The sequence below is a fragment of the Acetatifactor sp. genome (genome assembly GCF_982438285.1).
On record NZ_CEWDFQ010000373.1, the window covers coordinates 1 to 2861 of the forward strand.

Genomic DNA, 2861 nt, shown 5'->3' on the forward strand with positions numbered 1-2861 from the left:
CAGTGGAATTCATGGACAATCAATAGGAGGTGTAGGTTATGGAAGATAATATCATAAAAATTGAAGAGCTTGGCAAATCCTTCGGCGGCCATGAGGTTCTGCGAAAAATTGATTTTTCAGTGAAAAAGGGTGAGGTAATCTGTATTGTGGGCTCTTCCGGCTCAGGAAAGTCAACCCTCCTGCGCTGCATCAACCGCCTGGAGCATCAGACGGTGGGGAAAATCTACTATCACGGCAGGGAAATACGGGATGTGCAGAAGGAGATCAACGCTTACCGGGCCAAGGTTGGGATGGTATTTCAGTCCTTTAACCTGTTTAACAACATGAATGTTTTGGAAAACTGTATGGCGGGCACCAGAAGAGTGCTCCATATATCCAAGGAGGAGGCTTATGCCCGGGCTATTTCCAATTTGAAATCCGTGGGAATGGCGCCCTATATCAATGCTTTCCCGGAGCATTTATCCGGCGGCCAGAAGCAGAGAGTGGCCATCGCAAGAGCACTGTGCATGAACCCGGAGGTCCTTTTGTTTGATGAACCTACCAGCGCCCTGGACCCCGAGATGGTGGGAGAGGTTTTAAACGTTATGAAGGAGCTGGCGAAAACCGGACTTACCATGATCATTGTGACCCATGAAATGGGTTTTGCCAGAGATGTGTCCACCAGGACAATCTTCATGGATAAGGGATTTGTTGTGGAGGATGACGATCCAAAGGAACTGTTCACAAATCCCAAAAATCCCAGAACCAGGGAATTTTTGAGCAGATTTATGGCAGGATAGGGAGGATGGAAAATGGAAAATTTTGTAGTGACCTTTGCCAGAGGCTTTGGCAGCGGTGGAAAGGAAATTGCGTCCAAGCTGGCGGCGGAGCTGGGAATTCACTGCTACGAAAACAGGATTCTCACCCTGGCCTCTCAGATGAGCGGATTAGACGAGCAGCTGTTCAGCGAGGTAAACGAGAAGATACGCTCCCATGGCAGCTTTGCAAGCCTGCTTAAGGGCCTGCCCCGTTCCAGAAATTATATATCCAGAAATGAAAAGTTTGTGTCGGATGATAAGCTGTTTGAATATCAAAAGCAGATCATTGAAAATCTGGCGGATACGGAATCCTGCTGTATCGTAGGAAAGTGCGCGGACTGGATTCTGAGGGGAAGGCCCAATGTGGTAAGCATTTATATTGAAGCGCCCAGGGCGTTCTGCGTGGAGAGAACCATTGAGCACATGGGGGTGACTCCGGAGGTGGCCAGCGCCACCATTGAACACACGGACGCTTACAGGGCGGATTATTACAAATATTACACCCATGGAAATTACTGGACCAATCCGGTAAACTACGATCTCACATTAAACAGCGAGAGAGTGGGCATAGATAACTGCGTGAAGCTGATCAAAGATTATTTAATGATAAAAGGACTTATCAAAGGAGAGTGAAGCGTTATGAAGCTTGCAGATACAGGATTAACGGCAGAGGATATCAAGGCGAAGGCCAAAAAGTATATCATTGAGACTTACGAGCGTTTTGACTTTGTGGCTGAGACTGCAAAGGATATGTACATGTACAGCACGGACGGGGACGCATACCTTGATTTTTATGCGGGGATTGCGGTAAACAGCGCCGGCAACTGTAATGAGAAGGTGGTAAAGGCAATACAGGATCAATGTCAGGACCTGATACATACCTTTAACTATCCCTACACCATACCCCAGGCACTGCTGGCGGAAAAGATATGCACCACCATCGGCATGGATAAAATTTTTTATCAGAATTCGGGAGCTGAGGCCAATGAAGCTATGATTAAAATGGCGAGAAAGTACGGCGTTGAAAAGTACGGTCCCAATAAGTACAATATCGTAACGGCAAAAATGTCCTTCCACGGCAGAACCTTTGGCGCAATGAGCGCCACCGGACAGCCTGACAATGCCTGCCAGATCGGCTTTGGGAGCATGACGCCCGGCTTCTCCTATGCAGAGTTTAATAATCTGGAATCCTTTAGAGAGGCAGTTTCAGAGAACACCATCGGTATCATGGTCGAGCCGGTGCAGGGAGAAGGAGGCGTACATCCTGCCACTAAGGAGTTTATGACGGGGCTTCGAAGACTCTGCGACGAAAAGGGGATTTTGCTTTTGCTGGACGAGGTACAGACCGGCTGGTGCAGGACCGGAGCGGTTATGAGCTATATGAATTATGGAGTAAAGCCGGATATCGTATCTATGGCAAAGGCTATGGGCGGCGGTATGCCTATCGGTGCCATCTGTGCTGCTGCGGAGGTAGCAGGGGCCTTTACCCCCGGCTCCCACGGAACCACCTACGGAGGCAACCCTGTATGCTGTGCGGCGGCGCTGGCTGAGATAGGGGAGCTTCTGGACAGAGACCTGGCGCAAAACGCCGCAGAAATGGGAGATTATTTCTGCGATAAGCTGAAAACTCTGCCGCATGTAAAAGAGGTAAGATATCAGGGACTGTTGATCGGCGTAGAGTTTGACCACAGCATCAAAGGCGTGGACGTAAAGCACGGCTGTCTTGAGAGAAAGCTTCTGATCACGGCCATCGGAGAACATATTATTCGTATGGTTCCGCCTCTTATTGTTACCAAAGAGGACTGTGACAAGGCCTTTGGCATTATTGAGGAGACAGTAAAAGCGTTGGCATAGCGAGGATAGGGCAGAATGAATTTCAAATATTATTTACCTGTAAATTTGATTTTCGGACGGGGAGAGGCAGAGAGCATAGGCTCGATTGCAGCTCAGTACGGCAAAAACGCTCTTGTGGTCACTGGACAAAGCAGCACGAAAAAGAGCGGGCTTTTGCATCGTGTGCTGGAAAATCTGGAGGGAAACGGACTCAAGGCTGTGGTATTTGAC

4 protein-coding genes are annotated in these 2861 nt (G+C 48.8%); all 4 read left to right on the plus strand.

Going from position 1 to position 2861, the window contains the following annotated elements; all coding sequences use genetic code 11:
- Nucleotides 1–38: 38 nt before the first annotated feature.
- Nucleotides 39–779: an amino acid ABC transporter ATP-binding protein gene (locus AC1WIP_RS14060; protein WP_481142415.1), complete on the plus strand. Its 741-nt coding sequence runs from the start codon at nucleotides 39–41 to the stop codon at nucleotides 777–779.
- A gap of 12 nt (nucleotides 780–791) precedes the next feature.
- A complete protein-coding gene (locus AC1WIP_RS14065) occupies nucleotides 792–1430 on the plus strand; it encodes a cytidylate kinase-like family protein (RefSeq protein ID WP_481142416.1) in 639 nt (212 codons plus the stop codon).
- Nucleotides 1431–1436: 6 nt separating this feature from the next.
- Nucleotides 1437–2651: an aspartate aminotransferase family protein gene (locus AC1WIP_RS14070; RefSeq protein WP_481142417.1), complete on the plus strand. Its 1215-nt coding sequence runs from the start codon at nucleotides 1437–1439 to the stop codon at nucleotides 2649–2651.
- 15 nt (nucleotides 2652–2666) lie between these two features.
- Nucleotides 2667–2861 (plus strand): iron-containing alcohol dehydrogenase (locus tag AC1WIP_RS14075; protein WP_481142418.1); only part of this gene is annotated, 195 nt, incomplete at its 3' end.